Here is a 25,080-nt window from a genome sequence, read left to right as displayed (position 1 = left end):
GCGTTCTTAACCAAGCCCGATTAGCTTCTTCATTTGGAGTAGAAACGGCGAAAGGTGCAGAACGTCGAGACTACAAGGGACGAACGCAGGGGAAGATATAACAATGAAACGACTGACACGACGGGATTTTCTGAAGGCATCAGCCATGGGTATGGGCGCCGTGGTGATTTCGACCGGCCTCGCAGGCTGTGTATTGGACAGCTCCGACAAACGAACAATCAGCTTTACCCATGGCGTGGCCAGCGGCGACCCGCTTGCCGATGGTGTCATGCTCTGGACCAGGGCTGCACCGGCGACCGGTTCGGCACCTGTCGGTGTCGCCTGGGAGGTATCGACGGATGAGGGTTTCGAGAACCTTGTGCACTCCGGCACGGCAGAGGCCACTGAGGCCCATGACTTCACCGTCAAGGTGGACGTCCGCGGCCTGGCACCGGGGCAGAGCTACTATTACCGCTTTCAGACGACCGATCGGCAGTCACCGGTGGGCGTAACCCGGACCTTACCGGAAGGCAGTATCGACTCTGTGCGCCTGGCCGTGGTCTCCTGCGCGAATTATCCGGCCGGTTATTTCAACGTCTACGGGGAAATCAGTAAACAGAATGACCTGGATGCCGTGGTCCATCTGGGCGACTACATCTACGAATACAGCTCCGACAGCAGCAGTTATGCGGCAGAGGATGCCCAGGCTCTGGGGAGGACCTTTTCTGAGGACAACAATCTTGAGCTGATTGAACTGGTGGACTATCGCAGACGTTACGCTGCGTATCGGGCAGACCCGGATCTTCAGTCCCTGCATGCGAGAGTGCCGTTCATTGTGGTGTGGGACGACCACGAGGTGGCGAACGACGCCTGGGAAGAGGGAGCTGAAAACCACAATGATGGCGAGGGCGATTTCACCCAGCGTAAGCTCAATGCCCTGAAGGCCTATTTTGAATGGATGCCAATCCGCCCTGTGATCGAGGGCAGCGACGAGGCCATCTTCCGGACCTTCCGGTTCGGCAATCTGGTGGACCTGCACATGCTGGATACCCGCATTATCGGGCGTGATCAGCAACTGGACTACATGGACTATTTCACGGGAGAAGGCCTCGATGCCGTCCGCTTTACAGCGGATGTTGGCAGTCAGAACCGTACCCTGCTGGGCGCCGAGCAATTGCTCTGGCTGCAGTCTTCCCTGAACTACTCCACCGCCACATGGCAGGTGTTGGGGCAACAGGTCCTCATGGGCCGAATGAATCTGCCTGCGGAGCTGCTGGTGGCCATTGCTACTGAGCAGTTTGACGGTCTGCCGGAAAAACTGGCGGAACTGGCCCAGCTCAAAGGCCGGGAGCTCCAAGGGGATCCGTCCCTGACTCCAGAGGAATTGGCTCGCATCAATACAGTTGCCCCCTACAATCTGGACGCCTGGGATGGCTACCAATATGAACGGGAAGTGGTTCTGGGAACGGCCAAGGCGCTGAACAAGAACCTGGTTGTACTGGCGGGGGATACCCATAACGCCTGGGCCAACAACCTGAAAGACATCCAGGGCGACCAGATTGGCGTGGAGTTCGCTACAGCGTCGGTTACATCACCCGGCCTGGAGGAGTATCTGGGCATTCCGGATGACATGATTCAGGGCGCGGAACAGGCCATTGGTCTGCTGGTGGATGACCTGGATTACCTGAACGTGAATCAGCGTGGCTACATGCTGGTGACCTTTACGCCGGAAGAAGCCCGGGCTGACTGGTATTTCGTGGACACCATCAAGTCAAAGGAATATCAGATCGACGCGAGCCGCACCGCTTCCCGGCGGGTACTGGTCGGTCAACGCACCCTCATGGAAGGCCCCGGGTAATCACCGCCGGGTCCCCCCGGCCTTCTACCGCTGCCAGCTCCGCACTGGACAGCCATTCGCCCGGGGGCTTGTCCATCACGCTGGCACAGGCAGCCAGTGCATGGCCCCAGGAACAGCCGTTGGCAAACAGCATGCCGGCCTCATTCAATGTCCCGCCGCGGTTGATGTAGCCAAGAACCCGGGCCTGCGACGGTTCCGGGAACAGCGGATGGAGATGGCCCCGGAAGACCTCCGGGCGCATGTGCGTGAGAGCAACCCGTCGGCGAATGCGGTGGGGGAACAGGCGCTCCCGCTCGAATTCGGACAGGCATACCTGGGCTTCCATGGTGTCCCTCGGTTGGCGGAATCTGCCGGGTTCCTGGATATAGACCAGGCGAAAGGGGGTGCCGGTCTCCCTCAGGCGTTCACAGGCTCTGATTGACTCGGATAACTGGTAGGCGCCATTGGCGATGAGCAGCAATGGTTCACCGGACGAGGTATCTTCATCCACCACCAGGGCCCCGTGCCTCGCCAGCAGTTCCGCTTCCCGGGTGTCGAAGACACAGGGGCGTTCCCGTTTCGGGATCACCATGCAACTGATCGTGCCCCTTTCACGGAATACCGATGGCAATGTTGCCAGGGTGCTGTTGTAGTCTGCCGGAAACAGCACCCGGGAGACGTCGTTCATCTCCGCGAGCATACTTTCGCAGAAGGTGGTGTCCTGATGGGACTGCTCGTTCTTGCCATTTTCCCAGGTGTGTGAGGTGGCAATAACCGGCAAGCCGAGCCAGCGGGCAGGCCGCCCGATTTCTTTCTGGTGCCGGGCAAAAATCAGCTCCTGGCGGATGGCGCCAAGCATTTTCACGCAGAAGGCCTCATAGCTGGCGACCAGATTCAGCCCGGCCTTGTTGGCCAGGCAGGCCGATACCACAGATTCTTCGTTCAGTGCCGTGATGATCTTGCCGTGCACCGACTCCTGATCGTTCTCGGGATCGTTCACCCGGTGCTTCAGATCATCCAGCACTCCGCCAAGACGATTGCTTGCCAGCTCGTCCGGATTGCCCACTCTGGCCCTGAGGTCCGGGTTCTGGGCTACCAGCGCCCGGAAAAAATCATCCACAGCCTTCATCGGCGAGGTGCATTCCCGACAGGCCGGAAGCCGGGGGATTATCGGGTCCGGTGGATTGCGGGTCGCGAGAGCATGATCACGCTCAAGTGGGCGAGATTGCCCGGCGTGCTGGTTAAGATGAGTGATGGCGTTTTGAAGCTGATCCGGAGCCACCCACAATCTGGCGGCATGCTCGTTAAACAGCTCCCTGGCCCGGGCATCCATTCGCGGGTTTCCGGGCAGTGGCAGGTTGTGGGCTGCATTGCTGCTGGCGCCATAAAAACCATACCCCTTGGTGGTCTCCGCAATGCCATAGGGTACCCGAACGGGATAGCCGCTCTCTCCCCGCAGCGCCGCCTCGCCATTGGTGGCGAGTGCCTGCTCCATTTCATAGAGAGCACAGACAAAGGCGGCAGGATCGCGGCCATCAAAACGGAAGGGCACAAAGCCCCTGTGTTCGAGATGCGCTTCAAAACGTTCGAGACCCTCGCGGGTGCCCAGCTCGGTTCGCTGTTCAATGCGCCGTCCATTGGCAATCATAACCGGCATCACTGCGCCGCAGTCCTCGGCGCGCCACCAGCGGGGGATCCAGTCGCTGCCGCGCTGCTCCTCGGCGGCCCCATCAGACAGAAAGGCCACCAGAGACTCACCCGGCAGGGGCATATGGGCGTATTGCAGCTCGGCAAACCCGAGGTAGCCCCCTTCGAGAATACCACCGGCGGTGTGCGGATTGACGTGGCTGCCAAGGGGCGCGGCCATGGTACCGTCCGGCTTCTGGCGGTAGCTGTAGAAATCGGAAACCAGAGTTGAGAGCCCGTCCGGCCCTCGATAACGTTCCGCCTGTTCCGGATGAAGGTTTCCGGTGAGGACATTCAGGGCGTCCACGGCTGCAACGCAGTGCCCCTGGCCCATCAGCCAGCTCCGTGTGCGTCCGGTCAGATTGTTCAGAGCCAGATAGCCGGCATAGGCCGGCACCATGTTCAGTGCCCCGCCGGTGTGGCCTTCCGGATTGGTCTTGAGGTCCTGAGGCGCCAGCGGCTGGCCGGAGACATCAACCCGGCGGGCGTAGGTCATGTGAACTACCAGCCAGAGACCGGCACTGGTCAGTCTGTCCAGGTCGGCGAGTTTACGATAGACCGTGGCAGCATCGGGCTGGTGGCCGGCAGCAACCAGGTGTTCTGCCAGTAGGCTGACCTGATGTTGCGTGGCTTCACTGTGCTGGATGACGCCATAACCATCGCACCAGCGCCGGAAATCCGGGCAGTCTGAAGCGACATGATTCACCGCTGCTGTTTGAATGGGAAATGGCATGAGATGCCTCCATGGCGTCAGTGTGTCCGCGAATTTTAAAACCACCGCTGTGAACTGCCATTGATGCAGGTCAGTCGAAACTGCATCTTTCTGCAGACTGCTCCAAGCCAAGCGCTCCACCCGCCCGCGTACAGGCTTGCTCGCCTGCCCGTTGCCGAAAGCCATGGTTTCTGAGAGTCTGTTCGAATAAGCCACCTGATAAGGAGACTCCCATGACGCAAGACAAGAATCAGGACAAGCGCCGGAAATATTCGGCCCCCGTTGTTGATGGCATTGGCAAATCCGCCAGCCGTGCCATGCTTCGGGCCGTCGGGTTTACCGATGAGGATTTCAAAAAGCCCCAGATCGGCATTGCGTCCACATGGAGTAACCTCACGCCGTGCAACATGCACATCAACCAACTGGCTGAGGAGTCGGCTGCCGGAGCCGATGAGGCCGGCGGCAAGTCGCTTATTTTCAATACCATTACCATATCGGACGGCATTGCCAACGGTACCGAGGGCATGAAGTATTCCCTGGTGTCCCGGGAGGTGATCGCCGATTCCATTGAGACCGTGGCCGGTTGTGAAGGGTTCGATGGCCTGGTGGCGATCGGTGGCTGCGACAAGAACATGCCCGGTTGCATGATGGGCCTGGCGCGTCTGAACCGGCCATCTGTGTTCGTGTATGGCGGCACCATCATGCCTGGCGAGAACCACACCGATATTATTTCCGTGTTTGAAGCCGTGGGTGCCCACGCCCGTGGTGATCTGGATCTGATTGAGGTGAAGCAGATAGAGGAAACCGCGATTCCGGGGCCAGGGTCCTGTGGTGGCATGTATACCGCCAATACGATGGCGTCGGCTATCGAGGCCATGGGCATGAGCCTGCCGGGCAGCTCCGCCCAGAACGCTGTGTCGGAGACCAAGGCGGAGGATTGTCGAGGTGCCGGGGCTGCAGTGCTGAACCTGCTGGAGAAAGACATCAAGCCCAGCGACATCATGACCCGGAAAGCCTTCGAAAACGCCATTACGGTCGTCATCGCCCTGGGCGGTTCCACCAATGCGGTACTGCACCTGCTGGCCATGGCCAGCACCGTCGGTGTCGATCTGGAGCTGGAAGACTTTGTCGAGATTGGCAAGCGGGTGCCGGTGCTGGCGGATCTGCGCCCGAGCGGCCACTACATGATGTCGGAGCTGGTGGCCATCGGCGGTATCCAGCCGCTGATGAAAATGCTGCTGGATCGCGGTCTGCTGCATGGCGACTGTCTGACCGTAACCGGGCAGACGCTGGCCGAGAACCTGGCTGATGTTGCCCCCTATCCGGAAGGGCAGGACATCATTCACGCCTTCGACAACCCGATCAAGGCTGACAGCCATCTGCGGATCCTGTTTGGCAATCTCGCACCAACGGGAGCGGTGGCGAAGATCACCGGCAAGGAAGGCACGCATTTTACCGGCCGTGCCCGGGTATTCCATTCGGAAGAAGAAGCCCAGGAGCGGATTCTCGACGGCACGGTGGTGGCCGGCGATGTGCTGGTCATCCGCTACGAAGGCCCCAAAGGCGGACCGGGCATGCGGGAGATGCTGAGCCCCACCTCCGCGATCATGGGCAAGGGCCTGGGCAGCGATGTCGCGTTGATTACCGATGGCCGGTTCTCAGGGGGCAGCCACGGTTTCGTGGTTGGTCATATCACACCGGAAGCGGCCGAGGGCGGCCCGATTGCGCTGGTCGAGGATGGCGACACCATTACCATTGATGCCGTCAGTAATCGGATTGAGCTGGATGTCTCGGATCAGGAACTGGAACGTCGTCGGCAGGCCTGGCAGGCGCCCAAGCCACGGTTCACTCGCGGCGTTCTGGCAAAATACGCTCGCACCGTGGGTTCTGCATCCAACGGGGCCATTACCGATCTGCCATGATCCGATGACTCCGGGCAATCACTGCTATAATCCGCCGCTGGCGGGGCAGTGATTGCCCGTACAGTTAACAAGTGAAGGGGCTTTGAAGCATGGGTATCCGCAGTATGGCCATCTGGTGGGTGTTTTTGCTGGCGCTGCAGCCCGGGATGTCCCAGGCTCACCAACAGGAGGCATCGGCCAGTTCGTCAGCATCGTCGAAACAGGATGGTCCAAACCTGGCATCGGTGAATGCCGCGGTTGCCGTGGCTGGTGATAACGAGCTGATTTTCGGCAAGAATGCCGACCGGTCCGTACCCATTGCCTCTGTCACCAAGGTCATGACCGCGCTGGTCGTGCTGGAATCCGGCGAGCCGCTGGATGAGTGGCTGATTTTTCATGAGCGGCATACGCCCGCCGCCGCCAACGCCTACAGTCGGATTCGCATCGACTCGGAGATGCGGCGTAAAGATGTCCTGCGCATTGCACTGATGTCCTCCGAAAATTTTGCCGCCTACACCCTTGCCCGTAGCCACCCGGGCGGGTTCGATGCCTTTATCGAGGCGATGAACGCCAAGGCCGCGGCCCTGGGAATGACCGGTACCCGGTTTGTTGATCCGACCGGGCTGTCGTCGGAGAACCTTTCAACCGCCGCGGATCTTGTAAAGCTGGTAAACGCTGCGGCTGATTACCCGGAAATCCGGGAGTACTCCACCACCGGTTATTTCCGTGGGCAATTCCGGCAGCCCCGTTACAGCCTGTCGTTCGGGAATACCAATGCCCTGGTGCATCGGGATAGCTGGGGGGTGGCCCTCAGCAAGACCGGCTATCTCTCCGAGGCCGGGCGCTGCCTGGTGATGATTTCGAAGATGAACGGCAAAGAGGTGGTGACCGTGCTGCTTGATTCCCTCGGTACCCGCTCGCCGATGGGCGATGCCGGACGGATAAAGCGCTGGCTTGATACCGGAGCCAGGGGCTCGGTGGCCGCTGCCGCCCGGCGTTACGAACAGGAAAAGAACGCGTCATACGCGACCGCTGGTAACAGTACGGTCAGTGTGAACTGACACTGAAAGGAATCCCGTTATGATCCAGATATTCACGACCGGTGGCACCATCGACAAGGTCTACTTCGATGCCAACAGCGAGTTCGAGGTAGGGCACAGCCTACTGCCGGAGCTGCTGTCTGAATCCAACATCCACGAGGGCTATCGCCTGCGGGAACTGCTGCGCAAGGACAGCCTGGAGATGACCGATGATGATCGCCAGCAGGTACTGGCGGCGGCCAGTGAATGCGATTGTGGCCGAATCATTATCACCCACGGCACGGACACCATGGCCGATACTGCGGCGGTGCTGTCCGGCCTGAAGGACAAGACCATCGTATTGACCGGCGCGATGCAGCCGGCCCGTATGCGCCGAACCGATGCGGTATTCAATGTCGGGTTTGCCTGGGCTGCGGTGCAGCTGCTGCCGCCGGGTGTGTATATCGCGATGAATGGTGAAGTGTTCGAGGCCGGTGCAGTGCGCAAGAATCTCAAGGCGCAACGTTTCGAGCGCACCTGAGTATCACGCCAGGCTGTCTCTTTCCTCGGCGGTCAGTTCCCGGTATTCGCCGGGCATCAGCGCATCGTCCAGTTCGACCTGTCCAATGCGGACACGATGAAGGGCTTCCACGTGGTTGCCAACCGCTGCCATCATGCGCTTGACCTGATGATAGCGCCCCTCCGAAATCGTCAGCTCAATGATCCTGTCTTCCAGAAAATGCACCCGGGCCGGTCGCGTCGGCCGGGGATCATTATGCAGGTCCACACCACGTTCCAGTTGCTGTGCCGCAGCGTCGCTCAGAGGTTCGTTCAGGGTTACCCGGTAAGTCTTGGGGCAGTCGGTTCGCGGTGAGGTGACCCGGTGAGACCACTGTCCATCGGTGGTCAGTAACAGGAGGCCGGTTGTATCTGCATCGAGGCGCCCGGCAATATGGAGATGTCGGGTGATGTCTGCTGGCAACAGGTCCAGCGCTGTTGGATGGTCGCTGTCGGTCGTCGCGCTCACCACGCCTGCTGGTTTGTTCATCATCAGATAGCGCTCGCCCGGGAGGCTCAGAGGGGTGCCTGACAAGGCCACCCGTTCATCCCCGGCCAACCGGGTGTTGGCGCCCTTGCAGACTTGCTCATTGATCGTTACTTCTCCGCGGCCGATGGCCCGCTTGGCCTCTTTTCGGGAGAGCTCGGTGCTGTTGGCAATAAACTGGTCCAGTCGCATGGTATTCAGCAGCTTTGTCCGGGTGCCGGGGAGCTCAGACTGGCCAGACAGAGCACCGGCGTTTCGGCAATCATCCGGGACCAGAGCAGCCCGAGGGCTTCGGAGCTTACTGGTGGGCGTGGAGTCCGAAAGCTCGCCGTGGGGTCGATGCCGCTGCCATTGCGGGTCGCCAGAACAAAGGTAAAAGGGTGCGCGCCTGGAATGCCCAGCCGGATGTCGGTGGCCGTGATGCGGTCGCCGGCCTGGTCGTAATCCAGGAAGCCCCGGGTGAACCATTCAAGTCGCCGGGCCTCGGGCAGGTCCGAGACTTCGCTCGCCAGCTCCGGGCGGCGTGGAAAGTATTCAAGATTCAGCGGCGTGTCGCCATCCAGAAAGCCGGTGACAATTTCCACCCGCTGATCACCCTGCAGAGCCGTCGCCCGCCACAACAGTGTGCTGAATGGCATGGGCTGAACCAGCAGGTCCGGGTTTTCCAGGCCGGCGGCCGCAAGCGCGGGTTGTACTCGCTGTGTCATCACTTGCTGGGCCAGAACACTCCAGCCCAGGTACAGGGTGGACACTGCCAGGCCCGCAACTATCGCTGTTTTGGCGGGCGGCCGGGCGAGAAAAAACAGGCAGCCTGCCAGCAGGGGCAGGGTGTATAGCGGGTCGATGATAAAAATGCTGCTGACGGCTATGGGTGGCCCGATGGGCCAGAACAGCTGGGTGCCATAGGTTGTGAAGGCATCCAGCAAAGGATGGGTAATCAGGATCAGCCCCGTCAGGGCGAGCCACCGCTGAAAACTCAGTTGTGGTTTCCAGCGCCAGAGCAGCCAGGCAAGGGCCACTGCCAGAGGGGCCAGAACGAACAACGAATGGCTGAATCCACGGTGTTGGGTGAAATTGGCCACTGCGGTGCCGTAATCGATGACGACATCCAGGTCCGGGAGGGTGCCCAGAACTGCGCCTGTCAGCAAAACCGAGCGGCCAAGAGTCTTGCCGGCTACGGCGCCGGCCAGGGAGGCGCCCAGGGCGGCCTGGGTGAGTGAATCCATGTCAGATCAGTCTCGCATCAAAACGGTGTCCTGCAGTAGTAGGCCACCGACTCTCCGGTGGATCACTGTCCTGCAGGTATTTCCAGCGCCGCCAGCACCGATTCACCGGGGTAGCCATCAGCCACCAGGTTGTTGGCAGCCTGGAACTGACGGATGGCAGACCGCGTTGCCGGGCCCATGATGCCATCTGGGTTGCCTGGCTCATACCCCCGTTGCTGCAGGGCTTTCTGGAGGTTGATGATGTTGGCGCGGGACAGCGCGGGGGCGTTTTCGGGCGGCGGATTTTGCAGTTTACCCGCGCCGGCAATCCGGTCAGCCAGATGACCAACCGCAATGGCGTAGAACTCGGAGCGGTTCCAGCCCATGATCACGCGGAAGTTGTGATAGGCAAGAAACGCCGGCCCGCGGTGTCCTGCCGGCACCACGAGGGCGGCATTAATCGGTTCGCGGGCCAGTGGCTTGCCGAAGGCATCCGTAATGCCCATTTCGCGCCACTGCTCGAGTGGCAGACGGCGCCCGTCCGCAAGGGAATAGTCGAAATTCTCGGGTAACAGTACCTCGCGGCCCCAACGGTAGTCGCCGTCCCAGTTCATGGATTCGAGAAACCGGCCCGCAGACATCATGGCATCCGGAAGGCTGTTCCACAGATCCCTGCGGCCATCACCATCGGCATCCACCGCGTGTTTCAGGAAAACCGTCGGCATGAACTGAACGTGGCCCATGGCGCCGGCCCAGGAACCTTCCATCTGGTCTGCCGGTATGGCGCCCTCGTCAATAATGCGCAGGGCCGCGATCAACTGCTCGGTAAAGAAAGTGCTGCGGCGGGGATCGCAGGCCAGTGTTGTCAGGGAGCTGGGTACCGGCATCTTGCCGAAATAGCTGCCAAAATTGGTTTCCAGGCCCCAGAAGGCCACCAAATAAGGCGCGGGCACGCCGGTTTCCCGGGTGACTCTGGCCAGCAGCTCCTGATGTTCCTGCAACAGTTCGCGGCCGGTGTTGACCCGGGCATCGTTAACCCGCCGGTTCAGGTAGTCGGCAAAGGTAGTGGTGAACTCCGGTTGCCGCCGGTCCAGTTCGATCACCCGTGCCAGATGCTGGACCCCGGACATCACCTCGCTGGCGGTCTTGCTGCTGACCCCGGCGGCAATGGCCTGCTCCTGAAGCCGGGCCTTGCATTCGGCAAATCCCGCCGGCTCAACTTCAGCGCTGTCCTGGGCAATGGCGGGCAGTGACAGACATGACAGAAAACCGGAAAACAATAAGCCGCGAGTAACGCCGCCCTGGCGAAGAATCCTTGCAGGTTTGGTCAGCACACAAAACCTCTATCAGGCTGATGATCGTGGAGTATCCTGAGCCCATGTTAGCGCGTTTTCCAGCCGGAGAAACACTGTCCTGGCTCCCGTGGAGTGACAATTCTTTAACCTGACGGTTCCCGAAAAACGGCGATTGTGGTCTTTTTGTTGCCGACAGGTTTCTGGCGTGGGTGTTTGTTCTATAGTTGCAACATAGAACCGGGTTGTGGATAGGGGAAGGTCTGAACTATGGCAATGCTGAAAGCGCTGGTGGTGGATGACGCCAGCTTTGTACGTGATCTGGTCAAGCGAACCGTGCGCCAGCGTTTTCCGGTCATCGAGACTACCGACGCCCAGAACGGCCGGCGAGCGCAGTCATTGATGTCGAGGACCGCGTTTGACCTGATTCTGTGCGACTGGGAGATGCCAGAAATGTCCGGGCTGGAATTGTTGCAATGGATGCGCCAGCAGCCCCAGTACGAAAACGTGCCTTTTATCATGATCACCAGCCGGGGCGACAAGGATCACGTGATCGAAGCGGTCAAAGGCGGCGTTTCCGAATACCTTGGCAAACCGTTCAGCCCCGAGGGGTTGAGCAAGAAAATCATCAAGGTGATGGGCCGCAAACTGAAAGATGCCATGGACCGGAGCGGCAAATCCATGGCCAGCCCTGCCGATGCCTTCAAAGAGTCGGCCAACCTGCTGACCCGCAAGCCCGAAGCCGCGGCGGAGGTTTCCGCCGAGTCACCACCCTCCTCCCCCCGGCCCGAGCCTTCGGCACCGACAAGGCCGACCTCGGCCCGGGCGCCCATGAGCCTGGCCTCGGTACGCTTTGCCGAGAGCACCCTGAAATCGGTGGTCAAGGATATCAATCTGACGGAGGTGCGGGTGATCGCGAAGCGGGACCAGGTATTCCCGGGGATTCTCGACCAGGCGGTGGTGGACATCGAGATCGCCGAGGGCCAGATGGCGAGGCTGAACGGCTATGTGCACCAGTTGCAGGCGGTGGACAAACGCCAGGACACGGACTTTGTCAGCGTTACCATTCGTTTTGTTGATGAAGACCCGAAAAAGCTGGAGGACCTGTCGAGGTTTGTCGCCCGCTTCCGCGCGGGTATGCGCTAGCTCTCTGCCTTCTCGGGGATCCGCTCGACGAGTCGCTCCCGCGGGAAATGACAGATAAATTCACTGCCCTCGCCAATCCGGCTGCGAATCTCCAGATTGCCATCGTGGTTGAGCAGCACGTGTTTGACGATTGCCAGGCCAAGGCCGGTGCCGCCGGTGTCTTTGTGACGACTGGGATCGGCCCGATAGAAGCGTTCTGTCAGACGGGGGATATGGACCGGGTCGATACCGATGCCGGTATCCCTGACTGACAGGTGTGCGCCTTCCCGGTTGGTGGACCAGGACACGATAATCTGGCCATTTGCAGGGGTGTACTTCACCGCATTGAATATCAGGTTCGAGAAAGCGCTGCGCAGCTGGCTTTCATCGCCTTTCAGCAGGCGGTGGTCGCCGATATGCACGGTAATCTCGTGCTGTTTTTCGCCACTGAGCGCCCGGGCGTCATGACAGATCTGGGTCAGCAACTGGTCGACGTCCGTGAGGGTGTCGTTGACCGTTTGCTCCCCGGTTTCAATACGTGAGAGCAGGATCAGATCGGTGATCAGGGCTTCCATCCGGGATGACTGGGCAGCCATGGTGTTAATGGCCCGGCGCCACTTAGGCGGCAGGTCGGCAGCATTGTCCACCAGGGTTTCGAGGTAGCCGCTGATGACCGTGAGGGGCGTGCGCATCTCGTGGGACACATTGCCGACAAAGTCCCGGCGCATCTGTTCGAGCTGGTACAGCCGTGTTACGTCCTTGGCGACAATCAGGCGGTCGTCGTCACCAAACAGGCTGATCTGGATCTGAAGGTGAATGTGAGGTCTGGCCGGCGAATGTATCTCCAGGGGCTCGCGGTAATCCCGTGAATCGAAATAGGTCTTGAAGGCCGGCGTGCGGATCAGGTTATGGATGTACTGGCCCTGATCGGTGTTGCGCCGGAAACCCAGCAGATACTCGGCGGAGCCGTTCCACCATTCCATGGCGCCGCGGGAATCGGTCATGATCACGCCATCGCGCATGGCGTTGGTGGATTCCTGCACCCGATTGATCTGGGCCCTCAACCGGTCCTGGGTTCTCAGGTGGGTCTGGTGCAGTTTGTGAAGGTTGTCGAAAATATCGCCCCACAGGCCGATGCTCTGGGGGGCTTCGTCGGTGGCGCTGGGGTTGGACAGCCACTGGTAGAGGCGCCTGGCCTGAACCAGCGTCCACCACAGATAGACAACCAGCCCGAAGGTCAGCCCGTAGACGGGCTCTCCGAAATAGAGGCCAACCAGGGTGGAGCCAATCAGGCCACCGATAATGTAGCGCAGGTATCGTGACCAGTTGTGTTGCATCAAAAACTGCCTTGTGTCCGTTCCGGGGCTGATGCTCAGCTGGCCGGAGTTACTTACGCGGCTCTGGTCGAGAAGCGGTAACCGGTTCCCCGCACGGTCTGGATCAGATGGTCGTACTGGTCGCCAAGTGCCTTGCGGAGCCTGCGGATATGCACATCCACGGTCCGTTCCTCAACATAGACATTGCCACCCCAGACCTGGTCCAGGAGCTGGGAGCGAGTATATACCCGTTCCTGGTGCGTCATGAAGAACTGAAGCAGTCGGTATTCTGTCGGGCCCATGGTAAGGGCGCCATCCTGGGTGGTGACCCGATGCCCGACCGGATCCAGCGTCAGGCCTTCCACTTCAATCGGGCTGTCTACGCCCGGCGGCGTCGCACGCCGAAGCACGGCTTTCAGGCGGGCGACCAGTTCCCGGGGGCTGAACGGTTTGGTGATGTAATCATCGGCACCAACTTCCAGGCCCTGGATCTTGTTGTCTTCCTCGACCTTGGCGGTAAGCATGATGATGGGAATATCGGCGGTCGCTTCCTCTTTTTTCAGACGACGCGCCAGCTCCACGCCACTGGTGCCGGGCAGCATCCAGTCGAGGAGTACCAGATCCGGGTGTTTGTCGACAATCAGGGCATGGGCTTCCCGGGCGTCCGCTGCCTCCAGATAGTCATAATCCGCCATTTCAAGAGCCACGGCGATCATCTCGCGGATAGGGGCCTCGTCATCGACGATCAGGACAGTTTTTCCAGTCATGAGCTTTTAACCTGTGTCAGACCTTGGTTTGTTGCTGCCTCATTACAACGCCCAAGTGTTACAAGTATATGACAGGTTCAACCAATGATGAGATCAATCACCAGACCTGCGAAAACCGCGAAACCGGCCCAGTTGTTATTGAGAAACGCCTTGAAGCAGCCCTCACGTTCCCGTTCCCGTGCCAGATACTGGTGGTAGACGAACAGGCAGGCCATGGCCACGACGCCCAGGTAATAGAACGTGCCCAGTTCGGCGCGATGGCCCACCATGATCAGGATCAGAACCACCATGCCCTGCAGCATGCCAATGATCGCTTTATCGGCATCGCCGAACAGGATGGCCGTGGACTTGATGCCCACTTTCAGGTCGTCGTCCCGGTCCACCATGGCGTACAGGGTGTCATAGGCAACGGTCCAGAGTACGTTGGCCGTGAACAGGAGCCAGGTGAGCTGGCTCAGTTCGCCCGCTTCCGCCGCCCAGGCCATGGGGATGGCCCAAGAAAAGGCCGCTCCCAGGAACAGCTGCGGCAGATGGGTGTAACGCTTCATGAAGGGGTAGATAAACGCCAGCAGCGCACCGCCGAAGGACAGGTACAGGGTCAGCGGGTTGGTGAATAGAACCACCATCAGGAAGGAAACCAGGCACAGGCCGGCGAACAGCGCTACCGCTTCCCAGGGTTTGACCCGGCCGGCGGTGAGCGGGCGGTCCTTGGTGCGTTTGACGTGCTTGTCCCAGTCGCGGTCGGCAAAGTCGTTAATGGCACAGCCAGCCGCCCGCATGAAGAAGACGCCCAGGGTGAAAATGATGACATTAGCCAATGCGGGGCTGCCGTCTCCGGCCAGCCATAGGGCCCAGTAGGTCGGCCACAGCAGGAGCAGGGTTCCGATCGGGCGATCGATTCTGAGTAGACTGGCATAATCGGCCAGTCGGCGCTGGATAGGCTCTGGCACAGCGTCAGGCAGCATGGCGTGCGTCCGTCTGGTGTTCTTCGAATTGAATAAGTGCAGGGATTATAGCCAGTCGCAGGAGGCCGGTTAAAGCGTGTTTCGCTGAAACAGGGCTGGCAGCAGGTATTCGCCAACCAGCAGGGAGCTGTTGTGGCCACTGAACAGGGAGCGCCGCGCCAGTTCCGGCTGGCCGGGTATGACCGGTTTGCAGAGGCCGGTTTCCAACGGGCCCCGTTGCCAGTGGGGGCTGGTAAACAGGTAGGCGCCCAAAGGCCGGTTGCCCAGGTGCAACAGCCGGCGTCCCTCGCCTTCCAGGCATCTCAGGGGAATGACTGTCCTGGCCAGCACCCAGGGCTGGTTATCGCCACAGAGACTGACCTCCCGTATCCAGGCGTACTGGCGGTGAGGGATGCACAGACGCCGGGCCTCTTCCAGTGTCGGCGTTGCAAAACCCTCGCGGCGGACCTCAACGTGGAAGGAGCGGCTGCACTGTTTCTGCAGTGCGCGGGTAAAAGAGCCCTCCACCTGCAGCCAGTACCGGGCCGGCCCGTGAACCTTCGGGTTTCGGAGGCCGGCAGAGGTCAGCGATTGATACCAGTCCGTCGGAGGTATGGTCAGGCGACTGTCGATGTCAGAGACCCTTGACCGCATAGATGCCGGGCGCATTGCGCCAGTAGCCCTTGTAGTCCATGCCGTAGCCGAACAGGAAGCGGTCCTCCACTTCCAGGCCAGTGAAGTCGGCCTTCAGATCCCGGCGGGCTTTGCGGTCGTGTTGCTTGTCGACCAGAACCGCCGTCAGTACCTCACTGGCACCGTGGGCACGGCAGTAGTCGGCGATGGCGCACAGGGTAGTGCCCTCATCGAGAATGTCATCGACAATCAGGATGGTGCGGCCGTTCATATCGACCTCGGGCTGGAGCTTCCACTCAAGGATGCCGCCGGTGGTTTCCTGACGGTATCGGGTGGCGTGCAGGTATTCGGCCTGGACCGGAAACCGGAGCCGGGGTAACAGTTGTCCGGTCAGGATCAGCCCGCCGTTCATCACGCAGAACAGCAGAGGGTTACTGTCTTTCAGGCGGGCGGTAATATCGTCGGCCAGATTGCCGATTGCAGTCTGCACCTGCTGTTCATCGACCAGGCAGTCGGCTTCGGCCATTACCTGGTTCATTTCGGCGACGGTATCGGTCATATCGGTCGGTCCTGTCGTAAAACGGGCGATTATACCGGAGAGGGCCGACAGAAGGGAGGGGCCGCCCCGGTTGTCAGATCTGTATTTGTGGCTATTGGCAGAAAACCCCGAACTGGACCGTCGGCATTGGCATTGGTCAATTAAGGGGCGATGGGTATGATGGCCTGATTCGACAGTTGTTCGTATCTGTTTACTGCACAAAAACACTTGCGTGCATGATTGTCTGACAATTACTATTGCGCCCGGATAAAATTGGGAGAAAACCTATGAAGAAGTGGCAATGCGTGGTTTGCGGTCTGATTTACGATGAAGCCGAAGGCTGGCCCGAGGACGGCATTGAGCCCGGCACCAAGTGGGAAGATGTTCCGGAAGACTGGGTCTGCCCGGATTGCGGTGTCGGCAAGGAAGACTTCGAAATGATCGAGATCGGCTGATATTACCCGGCACGGCAGGTGAAACCCGCCAAGGTTCGTAAAATACAGGAACGCGGTTATGACTGAACAGGCCCCCATCGTTATCGTTGGCACCGGTTTATCCGGCTATTCGCTGGCACGGGAAATCCGGAAGCAGGACAAAGAGACCCCGGTTCTGATGGTGACAGCCGACGACGGCGTGAGCTACTCCAAGCCCATGTTGTCCACCGGCTTTACCAAAGGAAAAGATGCCGACGGGTTGGCCCAGGGCGGGACCGACGCCATGGCGGAGCAGCTGAATGTCCGGATCCGGACCTTTGCCACGGTCACCGGCATTGATGCCGAGGCTCACGAACTGATTCTTGGTGACGAGCGCCTTGCTTACAGCAAGCTGGTTCTGGCCTGGGGCGCCGATGTGATCCGGCTTGGCCTGGACGGTGATGGCCAGGAGCATGTGTTTTCGATCAATGACCTGATGGATTACCGTGCCTTCCGGGACGCCCTGGGCGACGGCAAGCGGGTGGCGATCATGGGAGCCGGTCTGATTGGTTGTGAGTTTGCCAACGACCTGCGCAATGGCGGTTACGAGATTGACGTGATTGCTCCTTCCGAGGAGGTGATGCCGGGGCTGCTGCCGGAGGCGGCCGCCTATGCTGTCCAGCAGGAGCTCGAGAATCTGGGGGTCGGGTTTCATCTCGGAACCGTGGTTGATCGGATCGACCGCAGGGGTGACGGAGTCAGTCTGACCCTGGCCAATGGCGAGACTCTGGACGCTGATCTGGTACTGTCCGCTGTGGGCCTGCGCCCGAGGACCGATCTGGCCCGGGCTGCCGGGCTGGAGACGGCCAGGGGCATCGTAGTGAATCGCGCGCTCGAGACTTCCGCGCCGGATGTCTACGCACTCGGTGATTGCGCCGAAGTCGACGGCCACGTGCTGCTTTATGTCCTGCCGCTGATGGCCTGTTCCCGGGCGCTTGCAAAAACCTTGCTCGGTGAGCTCACCGAAGTGAGCTATGGCACCATGCCGGTGATGATCAAGACCCCCTGCTGCCCGACCGCCGTCTGTCCACCACCGTCGGAAGCCGAGGGCAACTGGGAAATTGAGCAGGATGGCACCAGCGTCAAGGCGCTGTTCAAGAGCGCCGGGGGCGATGTACTGGGGTTTGCGGTGACCGGCAGCTATGCCATGGAGAAACAGGCCCTGTCCAAGGAAGTGCCTCCGATACACGGCTGATTAGCCGGACTCCAATCCGCAGCCCCGATACCACGGGGCTGCTTTCTCTTGGCCGGCGACGGCTTTTCATTGCGAAATTTCGCCGCTTGCGGTAGAAAACTCCTTCGTGTGCTAACGAAATCACAGGAGCAGGCATGCTTGAGGTAACCAAGAAACTGGTGGAGTTGCTGGATCTCTCGCCCATTGGTGACGACCACTTCCAGGGTGACAGCGAGGATCTGGGCTTTCCCAACGTGTTTGGCGGGCAGGTTCTTGGCCAGGCGTTGATGGCCGCCAGTCGAACCGTTGAAGGGCGCCTCTGTCACTCTCTCCATGCCTACTTTCTGCGCCCGGGCAATCAGGACATGCCTATCGACTACGAAGTCCAGCGGGTCCGTGATGGTGGCAGTTTCTCGGTACGTCGGGTGATTGCCCGCCAGGACGGCAAGGAAATCCTGACCGGCTCCATGTCGTTCCAGGTGGCCGAGGAAGGTTTCGAGCATCAGTTGACCATGCCGGATGCGCCAGACCCGGAAACGCTTCGCTCGGAGCAGGAATGGGGCCAACTGCTCGCGCCCCAGGTGCCGGAAAAAATGCGGCCGATTCTGACCCGGGACCGCCCGATCGAGATCCGTCCGGTAAACCCGGTCAATCCCCTGAAGCCGGAGAAGCGCCCGCCCCATAAGCAGAGCTGGTTTCGTGCCCAGGGGCACCTGCCGGACGATCCCGTGCTTCACCGCTGCCTGCTGACTTACGCATCGGATTTCCAGTTCCTCGGGACTTCCCTGAACCCCCACGGCCTGACATTCATGAGCAAGGGGCTGCAGGTGGCCAGCCTGGATCACGCCATCTGGTTTCACCGGGATTTCCGCATGGACGAATGGCTGCTGTACGACAAGGACAGCCCCAGTGCGTCGGCCGGCCGGGGATTCAATCGGGGTAATTTCTTCAACCAGGACGGTGTGCTGGTGGCATCCACTACCCAGGAAGCACTGATTCGTCAGAGGTCCTAGCCGGCTAGCCCAGTTTGCGATGGTCCGGCTGCTGGTGATTCTTATCAAGCCAATCCATCATTTCGTCGAAGGGCAGTGGCGGTGTCAGCAGGTAACCCTGGATCATGTCGCAGCCCATGTCCCTGAGCAGATTGGCGGTTACCTCATCCTCCACACCCTCGGCCACCACCTGATAGCCCAGGCTGTGGCACATATCAATGGTGGTCTGCACAATCACCCGGTCTTCCGCCTCGGTGGTCAGCTCGGTGACCAGTGACCGATCGATTTTGACCTCGCTTGCAGGTAGCTGCTTGATGTAGGACAGTGAAGAGTAGCCGGACCCAAAGTCATCGATCGAAACCGGAATGCCGGTGGCGCTGAGTGAGTTCAGCGCTCGCAGGGAGTTGCCCGGGTCCTGCATCATGGACGTTTCCGTTACCTCGAAAATAATCGAGCCCTGATGGCTGTGATAGCTGTTCATCAGACGCTGAACAAAGATGGGAAAGTCCGGTTCCCGCAGGTTGTTGGGCGAAATATTGATGGATATGTTCAGGGGCCAGCCGCGCTCCAGTAAGTGTGAGCGCAATTCCAGTGATTGCTCAATGACCCACCGGGTCAGAGGTTTAATTAGACCGGTCTGTTCCGCCAGACTGACAATCTCATCGGCGCGGATGGGGGTTGCCCGGCCGGGCCACCGGATCAGAACCTCAATTCCGACGATTCGACCCGTTTTCAGGCTCTGCTTGGGTTGCATGAACAGAGCGAGCTCGTTGGTATTGAGCGCATGCCGTAGCTCCGACACCAGGGTCAATCGGTCGGCGCTGTAGGAGTCCTTTTTGGATTTGTAATAGGCTATGCCACGTTCCCGCGCAGAGTCGGATCCTTCAGCGATCACTGCCCGACGTATCAGGGTATTGGCATCGGTGCCGTGCTCGGGAAAAATTGCCACTCCCAGGGCGGGGTCCAGAGGTATCTGCATGCCCAGATAGTCGATCGGGTAGCGTATGCCCTCCAGCGCCTTCAGAATGGCTCTGGGAACGTGGCCGGTTGCATCGGCGTCGACAACAAAGGCGAATGTCTGTGGGTCCAGTGACGCCAGGTAGAAATTGCGCTGATCACTCTGCTCAATCGGCAAGGCGCCCGGGAGCTCCCTCGCCACGGCATTGTAGTGCTTGGATGCCAGCGCCAGAATGCGGTCGCTGTTGCGATGCCCCAGCGTCTTCGTGACCGACTGCAGGTTATTCAGGTGGATGACGGCGACGCCATAGCGTCGCTCGGGGCTGCGCAGCATCAGGTCGTTCAGCATCATTTCCAGGCTGCTCCGATTGGGGAGGCCGGTAAGGGGATTATGCAGCGCATGATCCATCAGTTTCAGCTCTGCTGACCGTCGTGCTGCCAGAGCATTCAGTTCGGCTTCCCGGGCGTCAACCTTGTCCTGGCGTTCCTGATAAATTCGCGCCGCGAGGGCCAGCGTGAGCAGAATGGCCTCCAGTGCCGACCCAATCTGCATACCGTAGGTGGTCACAAAATTGTTTGGCAGCAGGCCGTACTTGTTGGCCGCGGTTATTGCGCTGCCCAGTGTCAGTGCCGCCCAGGCCACCGTGTAATAACCGGCTTGCGGGTTCCCCTTCCACCATTGCACGGGCCCCAGAACAGTGAGCAAAAGGCAGCTGGGTATTGCCAGGGCCACGGTCAGTCGGCTGCCCGTGCTGTAGTCCAGAAAGAATGTCATCAGACCAACCACTGCATTCAGTGAGATCATGAACAGTACGAGCCGGTTCAGAACAGGCCCGGTGTGTTCAAGTTTCAGGAATGAGCGGGAGAACACCAGGGTGAAGAAAAGAGAGAAAGGCACAGCCAGCAACATGATCTGATTCTGTAGGGCAGGGCTGTCAGGCCAGAGAAACTGATAAGTTGAGCCATTCAGGCTTCCGATAAGTAATAGATAGCCGAGTGTCGAGAGCACGTAGAGCAGGTATACCGGCTCTCGTAGCGCGGCAAAAATAAACAGGTTGAAGAAAATCACCGTGATCAGGATGCCGTAGTAAAGCGCGTGCATCTGGTCTTCGGTGGAAGAATGCTCGAAGAACGCCTGGGCGTTCCAGAGACGAACCGGAATCTGCATGGCCCCCTCGGTGCGCACCTCCAGCAGAATCTGGTACTCGCTGGCTATGCTTTGCTCGAAGGGGAACAGGAAATGGCGGTGCAGTATCGGGCGCTGTTCAAACGGAACGTGGTCTCCGGTCTCCACCCGCCGTGCGATTCGGCCGTTCTCAATCAGGTGGAAGGTCACTTTATCCAATTGCGAGTAGCGAACTTCAAGAAGGTTGATGGTCGCCGGCTGCGATACCGGAAACCGAAGCCAGACGGTATCGCGGATATAGCCAAAATTCGGACTTTTTTCCTCGAGAGTTTGCCAGCTGTCGGAGGCCAGGGCTTCACTGACCGTCAGCTTGTTGTCGGGGGCAACGCGCAGGTACTCGATTTGCGGAACATAGGAATCCTCGGCCCCGAAGGATGGGGCGGACAGGCCGGATAACAGCAAAAGTGTTATCAGTAAACGAAGCCAGAGGGTGGATGCCACGTCGTACCGCTTAATTGTCATTGTCTCTGGGAGTATGGCGTGTCGTCTTTGGCGGCTCAAGTCGCTGGCAGAGCCTGATTGGCAAATTTTTGTAGCCGTGTCTCAGATCTGCTCCAGCCACCCCCGGACCCAGGGCAGCGCTTCGGCCTCCGGTTCCATGGTTTCCAGGGCATCAATCCGAAGCGTGTCACCAACCTTACGGGCAGCGGTTTCGTAAAGCGCTTCCTCCATGAGGTCGCCAGCGCCACAGAAAGTATCTCCGTAGGAGCTGTCACCCAGGACGATGATGCCAAACGGCCGGCCGGGTTGTTGTGGCAACTGGTCCCTCAGGTCCAGGTAGAAGGGCAGCAGATTGGCCGGAAGCTCGCCCTGTCCGGTTGTCGATGTGCATACCAGTAGCGCATCGTTGTTCGACGTGATGTCATCCAGTGCCGGATTTTCCAACACGGTCACGTGGTGACCTTCCCCCTCAAGCTCTTTCTTGAGCGTTCTGGCCGTCAGGAGCGCGCCGCCATAGACGCTGCCCACCAGGATTCTGATTGATGTCATAGGTTATCTGCTCGCTGCCTTGGCACTGTTCATACGGTCGTTCGGTGGCGCACGATCATAGCGGGAGTGCTTTCTCGCCTCAAGGCGAGTGGGTGGGGGAAGGTTCGCTTTCCTGGCTTCGAACCCGCGGTGCTATCCGGTTGCGCCCGGATTCCTTGGCATTGTAGAGGTTCAGGTCGGCCTGTTTGAGAAGATCGTCAAGTGACCGGGCCTTGGCGATGGAGCAGACACCGGCGCTGATGGTTACCGGTAATGCCTGATCTCTGAACCGGAACGGGTGCCTGGCAACTTGCGACCGCAGTCTTTCAGCCAGGCTCAGGGCCTGGAGCAGTGAAGTGTCAGGCAATAACACCAGAAATTCTTCACCGCCCCATCGGGCCGCGACATCCGCCTGCCGGATCACCGTTCTTATCAGTCCGGCGAACTCGCGCAGGACGTCATCACCGGCATCGTGGCCGAACTGGTCGTTGATCTGTTTAAACAGGTCCAGATCGATCAGGGCAATGGAGAAATGGTGGCCGGAACGCTGGTAACGGGAAAACTCCATCCCCAGGCGATTCTGCATGTCGCGCCGGTTGGCCAGCCCGGTGAGTTCGTCGGTTCGTGCTGCATGCTCATGGGTTTCGGCGAGGGTGAGAAGTTCATTGCGTGCCTTCAGGCGGCTGGCTTCAAGCACGAAACAGAAAATGGATTCGAAGGTCAGGGCTGCGAAAAACCGGATCTTGAAATCCATGCTGTATTCCGCGGAGACCAGAGGAAGCCCGGGAAACTGGAACACCACGACGGCAACGAGGTAGCAGAAAAGCAGAACCGCCGTGCCGGTTTTGAGATCGGTCAGATAAAACAGGAGAGGGGGGAAGACATAAAACCAGAGTGGCCCGGTGTTGCTCTCGCCGCCGGACGCAATCAGGTAGGTGAAAAGCAGGCCGACAATAACGATCATCCCGGCTTTCTGGCGTGCCCGGTTGCCGGTGCTGGCAAAGTGCAGCATGTTCACGGCAATCAGACCGATGAAGGACCAGAGCACCCAGGCATGGGTCTCGTGTCCGGCGAACCAGGCCTTGGTACCGATGCCAACCAGAAAAGCGATAGCGGTTGCCGAGAGCCAGGTGAGCAGACGCGAGACCTGGCCGTCTTCCCGTTCGCCGGCAGCGAGCTGTCCGGAGGAAGTTGAATGAGGCATGGGAACCTTTTTTTTGCTGTTTTTGTGATTTTGGCGCTTATGTCCGGGATTATGAGTCAATTTAGTGCGTTTTTGCACTCGAGTCTGTGATGTGTTTAGTCTGTGTGAATTGTGACCGTTTTATTTCATTTTCATGTCAAAAAAATTATAGTTGCCGCGCGAAAGTGTTCGCCCCCAATCCTCACAGACTAAACGAGACCTGATCTGTTATGGCCCGTTCGAGCGGATTCCTGGATACCCTTCTCACCAGCCCTACCACGGAACGATACAGGGTCGGCATCAGCCTGCTTTTCTTACTTGGCGTGTGGCTGACTGTCGGATCATTCAGCCAGGGAATGCCCAACAGTATGTTGCTGATGGCCGCCGCGGTGATTGGCGGGTACATGGCGATCAACATTGGCGCCAATGACGTTGCCAACAACGTGGGGCCAGCGGTGGGTTCTGGTGCCCTGTCCCTGGGTGCCGCTGTGCTCATCGCAGCCGTTTTCGAGGCCGGTGGCGCGATCATCGCCGGCGGAGATGTGGTCTCCACCATCAAGGGTGGCATCATTGATCCCTCCAATCTGGAAGAGAGCAGGGCGTTCGTGTGGCTGATGACCGCCGCCCTCCTGGCTGGCGCCCTCTGGCTGAATCTGGCCACCTGGATGGGCGCGCCTGTGTCTACAACCCATTCCATTGTTGGCGGCGTTCTGGGTGCCGGTATCGCCGCCGGTGGCTGGGGTATTGCTGATTGGGCGGTGATGGGCAAGATTGCCGCCAGCTGGGTGATTTCGCCGGTGCTGGGCGGTGCTCTGGCAGCCCTGTTCCTGTTTGCGATCAAGAAGACTGTGCTCTATCGAAGAGAGGTCATTCCGGCCGCGAGGACCTTTGTTCCCTGGCTGGTGGCGATCATGGCCTGGGCCTTTGGCACCTACCTGATGATCAAGGGCGTCAAGAAGATCGTCAAAGTCGATTTTCTCGAGGCGACGCTGATCGGGCTTGCCGCGGCCGCCGTGGTGTTCTTCGTTATGCGCACCCTGGTGGGCCGCATGGCATCGACCATGGAGAACAGCTCGGCAGGCGTGAATACCCTGTTTACCTGGCCGTTGATCTTTGCCGCGGCACTGCTGAGTTTCGCCCACGGCGCCAACGACGTGGCGAACGCCATTGGTCCGCTCGCTGCCATTAACGATGCCCTCTCGGCTGATTCGGTGGTTATGTCAGCGAATATTCCCCTGTGGGTCATGATGGTGGGTGCCCTGGGTCTGGCCGTTGGCCTGATGCTGTTCGGCCCACGCCTGATTAAGACCGTCGGCAGCGAAATCACCGAACTGGATAAGACCAGGGCGTTCTGCATCGCGCTTTCGGCAGCGCTCACGGTGATCCTTGCGTCTCAGCTTGGCCTGCCTGTTAGCTCCACCCATATCGCGATTGGTGGCGTGTTCGGCGTTGGCTTCCTTCGGGAGTACCTGAAGTCCAACTACGCAACCCAGCTGCACAAGATCATGGAGCACCATGATCCTGCCGAGCAGGAGCGTCTGAAGCCGTTCCTGGATGATTTCCGCAATGCGTCGGTTGAGGAGATGGAGAACCTGCTCAAGCGGGCCAAGAAGAAAAAGCAGGTCCCTCTGTCCAAGTCCGAGCGTAAACGCCTGAAGAAGATCTACCGGGAAGAGCTGGTGAAGCGTTCGCATCTGGTGCGCATTGCCGCAGCCTGGATCATCACCGTACCGGCATCGGCCATTATGGCAGCGATTCTGTTCTTCACCCTGCGAGGCTTGTTGATCTGACCGGGCTGGTTGTATAAACCGAGTTTGGTCATACTATCTGTAAAAAGGGGTGTTTCACCCCTCAAGCCTATTTGTCCGTGGAGTGAAGTATGAGTTCATCCGTTGAAGGCCGTCAGGCGAAGATGATTAATGAGCTGAGGACCTTCATCAAGAAGGTTTTGAGCGACCCGACCATTGCCGTCAAGTCCATGGAGATTGCTCGCAAGCACCGGGGTCAGCCGAATGCCGAGGAGCTGATTGCGCAGGAAATCAGTGCCAGCACCAATATCCGGATTCCCGAGAACTGGAGTGAGGCGGATAAGATGTTCCTGGATATCATCCATGATGTTCTGGATGATGAAGAGGCCCTGTACTAAG

Annotated in this window: 22 protein-coding genes; 10 read left to right on the top strand and 12 right to left on the bottom strand. The window is 59.4% G+C overall.

Annotation, left to right across the window (positions count from 1 at the left end; genetic code table 11):
- Positions 1-103 precede the first annotated feature (103 nt).
- On the top strand, positions 104-1,837 hold the full coding sequence (locus BM035_RS05185; RefSeq protein ID WP_092030549.1) for an alkaline phosphatase D family protein: 1,734 nt from the start codon (positions 104-106) through the stop codon (positions 1,835-1,837).
- Here BM035_RS05185 and BM035_RS05180 read toward each other — a convergent pair.
- Positions 1,818-4,235 carry a xylulose 5-phosphate 3-epimerase gene (locus BM035_RS05180; RefSeq protein ID WP_092030548.1) on the bottom strand — a complete coding sequence of 806 codons (2,418 nt, stop codon included), beginning with the start codon at positions 4,233-4,235 and terminating at the stop codon, positions 1,818-1,820. The genes BM035_RS05185 and BM035_RS05180 overlap by 20 nt on opposite strands.
- Before the next feature lie 212 nt (positions 4,236-4,447).
- Between BM035_RS05180 and ilvD the strand changes: the two genes are divergently transcribed.
- The 3 genes from ilvD (at position 4,448) to BM035_RS05165 (ending at position 7,675) form a co-directional block, all read left to right on the top strand.
- Positions 4,448-6,136, top strand: coding sequence for a dihydroxy-acid dehydratase (gene ilvD / locus BM035_RS05175; protein ID WP_053113195.1), 1,689 nt, complete (start codon positions 4,448-4,450; stop codon positions 6,134-6,136).
- Between the two features lie 89 nt (positions 6,137-6,225).
- Entirely contained in the window at positions 6,226-7,176 is a 951-nt protein-coding gene (gene pbpG / locus BM035_RS05170) for a D-alanyl-D-alanine endopeptidase (protein ID WP_254775373.1), read from the top strand.
- Between the two features lie 19 nt (positions 7,177-7,195).
- Positions 7,196-7,675 carry an asparaginase domain-containing protein gene (locus BM035_RS05165; protein ID WP_008173551.1) on the top strand — a complete coding sequence of 160 codons (480 nt, stop codon included), beginning with the start codon at positions 7,196-7,198 and terminating at the stop codon, positions 7,673-7,675.
- A 3-nt stretch (positions 7,676-7,678) separates the two neighbouring features.
- On the opposite strand, the gene rsuA is transcribed toward BM035_RS05165, so the two are convergent.
- From rsuA to BM035_RS05150, 3 genes are all read right to left on the bottom strand, one after another.
- The gene (gene rsuA / locus BM035_RS05160; RefSeq protein WP_092030546.1) at positions 7,679-8,371 is read right to left on the bottom strand and encodes a 16S rRNA pseudouridine(516) synthase RsuA; all 693 of its coding nucleotides are present in this window, start codon (positions 8,369-8,371) and stop codon (positions 7,679-7,681) included.
- 5 nt (positions 8,372-8,376) lie between these two features.
- A complete protein-coding gene (locus BM035_RS05155; RefSeq protein ID WP_092030545.1) occupies positions 8,377-9,405 on the bottom strand; it encodes a metal-dependent hydrolase in 1,029 nt (342 codons plus the stop codon).
- A 62-nt stretch (positions 9,406-9,467) separates the two neighbouring features.
- Positions 9,468-10,718: a lytic murein transglycosylase gene (locus BM035_RS05150; protein WP_092030543.1), complete on the bottom strand. Its 1,251-nt coding sequence runs from the start codon at positions 10,716-10,718 to the stop codon at positions 9,468-9,470.
- Between the two features lie 228 nt (positions 10,719-10,946).
- Between BM035_RS05150 and BM035_RS05145 the strand changes: the two genes are divergently transcribed.
- Positions 10,947-11,822, top strand: a complete 876-nt coding sequence (locus BM035_RS05145) for a response regulator (protein WP_053113191.1) — start codon at positions 10,947-10,949, stop codon at positions 11,820-11,822.
- Here BM035_RS05145 and phoR read toward each other — a convergent pair.
- From phoR to BM035_RS05120, 5 genes are all read right to left on the bottom strand, one after another.
- Complete coding sequence (gene phoR, locus BM035_RS05140) at positions 11,819-13,138, bottom strand: phosphate regulon sensor histidine kinase PhoR (protein ID WP_053113190.1); 1,320 nt, start codon at positions 13,136-13,138, stop codon at positions 11,819-11,821. The two genes, BM035_RS05145 and phoR, sit on opposite strands and share 4 nt — an antisense overlap.
- Before the next feature lie 53 nt (positions 13,139-13,191).
- Positions 13,192-13,884 carry a phosphate regulon transcriptional regulator PhoB gene (gene phoB, locus BM035_RS05135; RefSeq protein WP_008173539.1) on the bottom strand — a complete coding sequence of 231 codons (693 nt, stop codon included), beginning with the start codon at positions 13,882-13,884 and terminating at the stop codon, positions 13,192-13,194.
- A gap of 77 nt (positions 13,885-13,961) precedes the next feature.
- Positions 13,962-14,849: a 4-hydroxybenzoate octaprenyltransferase gene (gene ubiA / locus BM035_RS05130; protein WP_092030542.1), complete on the bottom strand. Its 888-nt coding sequence runs from the start codon at positions 14,847-14,849 to the stop codon at positions 13,962-13,964.
- Between the two features lie 69 nt (positions 14,850-14,918).
- Positions 14,919-15,482, bottom strand: coding sequence for a chorismate--pyruvate lyase family protein (locus BM035_RS05125; protein WP_092030540.1), 564 nt, complete (start codon positions 15,480-15,482; stop codon positions 14,919-14,921).
- On the bottom strand, positions 15,463-16,020 hold the full coding sequence (locus BM035_RS05120) for a hypoxanthine-guanine phosphoribosyltransferase (RefSeq protein ID WP_092030539.1): 558 nt from the start codon (positions 16,018-16,020) through the stop codon (positions 15,463-15,465). The genes BM035_RS05125 and BM035_RS05120 overlap by 20 nt, the downstream gene beginning before the upstream one ends.
- A 266-nt stretch (positions 16,021-16,286) precedes the next feature.
- Between BM035_RS05120 and BM035_RS05115 the strand changes: the two genes are divergently transcribed.
- From BM035_RS05115 to BM035_RS05105, 3 genes are all read left to right on the top strand, one after another.
- Positions 16,287-16,454 (top strand): rubredoxin, encoded by a 168-nt coding sequence (locus BM035_RS05115; protein WP_008173532.1) that lies wholly within the window; start codon positions 16,287-16,289, stop codon positions 16,452-16,454.
- Between the two features lie 58 nt (positions 16,455-16,512).
- Complete coding sequence (locus BM035_RS05110; RefSeq protein ID WP_092030537.1) at positions 16,513-17,667, top strand: FAD-dependent oxidoreductase; 1,155 nt, start codon at positions 16,513-16,515, stop codon at positions 17,665-17,667.
- A gap of 134 nt (positions 17,668-17,801) precedes the next feature.
- On the top strand, positions 17,802-18,659 hold the full coding sequence (locus BM035_RS05105) for an acyl-CoA thioesterase (RefSeq protein ID WP_092030536.1): 858 nt from the start codon (positions 17,802-17,804) through the stop codon (positions 18,657-18,659).
- 4 nt (positions 18,660-18,663) lie between these two features.
- Here BM035_RS05105 and BM035_RS05100 read toward each other — a convergent pair whose 3' ends face one another.
- From BM035_RS05100 to BM035_RS05090, 3 genes are all read right to left on the bottom strand, one after another.
- Complete coding sequence (locus BM035_RS05100; protein ID WP_092030534.1) at positions 18,664-21,243, bottom strand: EAL domain-containing protein; 2,580 nt, start codon at positions 21,241-21,243, stop codon at positions 18,664-18,666.
- A gap of 81 nt (positions 21,244-21,324) precedes the next feature.
- Positions 21,325-21,771, bottom strand: a complete 447-nt coding sequence (locus BM035_RS05095) for a flavodoxin (protein WP_008173520.1) — start codon at positions 21,769-21,771, stop codon at positions 21,325-21,327.
- A gap of 79 nt (positions 21,772-21,850) precedes the next feature.
- Complete coding sequence (locus BM035_RS05090) at positions 21,851-22,954, bottom strand: GGDEF domain-containing protein (RefSeq protein ID WP_092030532.1); 1,104 nt, start codon at positions 22,952-22,954, stop codon at positions 21,851-21,853.
- A 209-nt stretch (positions 22,955-23,163) separates the two neighbouring features.
- Between BM035_RS05090 and BM035_RS05085 the strand changes: the two genes are divergently transcribed.
- Together BM035_RS05085 and BM035_RS05080 are read left to right on the top strand one after the other, a co-directional pair.
- Complete coding sequence (locus tag BM035_RS05085; RefSeq protein WP_053113184.1) at positions 23,164-24,723, top strand: inorganic phosphate transporter; 1,560 nt, start codon at positions 23,164-23,166, stop codon at positions 24,721-24,723.
- An 89-nt stretch (positions 24,724-24,812) separates the two neighbouring features.
- A complete protein-coding gene (locus BM035_RS05080; RefSeq protein WP_008173512.1) occupies positions 24,813-25,079 on the top strand; it encodes a hypothetical protein in 267 nt (88 codons plus the stop codon).
- The last annotated feature ends 1 nt before the right edge of the window (position 25,080 follow it).

The organism is Marinobacter sp. DSM 26671 (assembly GCF_900112835.1).
GTDB classification, from domain to species: domain Bacteria; phylum Pseudomonadota; class Gammaproteobacteria; order Pseudomonadales; family Oleiphilaceae; genus Marinobacter; species Marinobacter flavimaris.
Note: the sequence above shows the minus strand (reverse complement) of the source record. Positions and strands in the feature narration are given on the sequence as shown.

Excerpts from the sequence above, each read along its gene's own strand:
- phoR (WP_053113190.1), bottom strand. The coding sequence starts at position 13,138 with ATGCAACACAACTGGTCACGATACCTGCGCTACATTATCGGTGGCCTG.
- BM035_RS05080 (WP_008173512.1), top strand. The coding sequence starts at position 24,813 with ATGAGTTCATCCGTTGAAGGCCGTCAGGCGAAGATGATTAATGAGCTG.
- BM035_RS05185 (WP_092030549.1), top strand. The coding sequence starts at position 104 with ATGAAACGACTGACACGACGGGATTTTCTGAAGGCATCAGCCATGGGT.
- BM035_RS05110 (WP_092030537.1), top strand. The coding sequence starts at position 16,513 with ATGACTGAACAGGCCCCCATCGTTATCGTTGGCACCGGTTTATCCGGC.
- BM035_RS05155 (WP_092030545.1), bottom strand. The coding sequence starts at position 9,405 with ATGGATTCACTCACCCAGGCCGCCCTGGGCGCCTCCCTGGCCGGCGCC.
- BM035_RS05180 (WP_092030548.1), bottom strand. The coding sequence starts at position 4,235 with ATGCCATTTCCCATTCAAACAGCAGCGGTGAATCATGTCGCTTCAGAC.
- ubiA (WP_092030542.1), bottom strand. The coding sequence starts at position 14,849 with ATGCTGCCTGACGCTGTGCCAGAGCCTATCCAGCGCCGACTGGCCGAT.
- ilvD (WP_053113195.1), top strand. The coding sequence starts at position 4,448 with ATGACGCAAGACAAGAATCAGGACAAGCGCCGGAAATATTCGGCCCCC.
- BM035_RS05115 (WP_008173532.1), top strand. The coding sequence starts at position 16,287 with ATGAAGAAGTGGCAATGCGTGGTTTGCGGTCTGATTTACGATGAAGCC.
- BM035_RS05100 (WP_092030534.1), bottom strand. The coding sequence starts at position 21,243 with ATGACAATTAAGCGGTACGACGTGGCATCCACCCTCTGGCTTCGTTTA.
- rsuA (WP_092030546.1), bottom strand. The coding sequence starts at position 8,371 with ATGCGACTGGACCAGTTTATTGCCAACAGCACCGAGCTCTCCCGAAAA.
- BM035_RS05090 (WP_092030532.1), bottom strand. The coding sequence starts at position 22,954 with ATGCCTCATTCAACTTCCTCCGGACAGCTCGCTGCCGGCGAACGGGAA.
- BM035_RS05085 (WP_053113184.1), top strand. The coding sequence starts at position 23,164 with ATGGCCCGTTCGAGCGGATTCCTGGATACCCTTCTCACCAGCCCTACC.
- BM035_RS05095 (WP_008173520.1), bottom strand. The coding sequence starts at position 21,771 with ATGACATCAATCAGAATCCTGGTGGGCAGCGTCTATGGCGGCGCGCTC.
- BM035_RS05145 (WP_053113191.1), top strand. The coding sequence starts at position 10,947 with ATGGCAATGCTGAAAGCGCTGGTGGTGGATGACGCCAGCTTTGTACGT.
- BM035_RS05125 (WP_092030540.1), bottom strand. The coding sequence starts at position 15,482 with ATGCGGTCAAGGGTCTCTGACATCGACAGTCGCCTGACCATACCTCCG.
- pbpG (WP_254775373.1), top strand. The coding sequence starts at position 6,226 with ATGGGTATCCGCAGTATGGCCATCTGGTGGGTGTTTTTGCTGGCGCTG.
- BM035_RS05120 (WP_092030539.1), bottom strand. The coding sequence starts at position 16,020 with ATGACCGATACCGTCGCCGAAATGAACCAGGTAATGGCCGAAGCCGAC.
- BM035_RS05105 (WP_092030536.1), top strand. The coding sequence starts at position 17,802 with ATGCTTGAGGTAACCAAGAAACTGGTGGAGTTGCTGGATCTCTCGCCC.
- phoB (WP_008173539.1), bottom strand. The coding sequence starts at position 13,884 with ATGACTGGAAAAACTGTCCTGATCGTCGATGACGAGGCCCCTATCCGC.
- BM035_RS05165 (WP_008173551.1), top strand. The coding sequence starts at position 7,196 with ATGATCCAGATATTCACGACCGGTGGCACCATCGACAAGGTCTACTTC.